Origin of the sequence: Haemophilus haemolyticus (assembly GCF_003490595.1) — a bacterium.
In the GTDB taxonomy this organism is placed as follows: Bacteria; Pseudomonadota; Gammaproteobacteria; order Enterobacterales; family Pasteurellaceae; genus Haemophilus; species Haemophilus haemolyticus_L.
In genome coordinates this window covers 1-310 of sequence record NZ_QQGY01000034.1, presented here as the reverse complement: position 1 = coordinate 310, position 310 = coordinate 1, and the positions used below count along the sequence as shown (strand labels likewise).

The 310-nt window shown below is 37.4% G+C and carries 1 protein-coding gene; it reads right to left on the bottom strand.

The genetic code is table 11. The features are described 5' to 3' along the window. Positions 1-26: 26 nt before the first annotated feature. On the bottom strand, positions 27-310 hold a 284-nt coding region (locus DV415_RS10120), incomplete at its 5' end, for an IS3 family transposase (protein WP_153063417.1).

The window sequence follows — 310 nt, the reverse complement described above, 5'->3', positions numbered from 1 at the left end:
TGATCTGACCCCAAAAAGTTAGACTGTTATTTAAAGGATTGTTTTCGATATTGTATCGGACTCAGTCCTTTTAATTTTAGTTGAATCCGTCGATGATTATAGTAATCCAAATAATCTCTGACAGCATCAACTATCTCTTCTTTTGTTTTAAATTCCCGACCATAAAAACATTCCGTTTTTAACCGCCCAAAGAAACTTTCCATCGCGGCATTGTCCAAGCAATTCCCTTTTCTCGACATACTTTGAATGATGCCATGTTCAGCTAAAATTCGACGATAAGCCACCATTTGATATTGCCATCCCTGGTCTG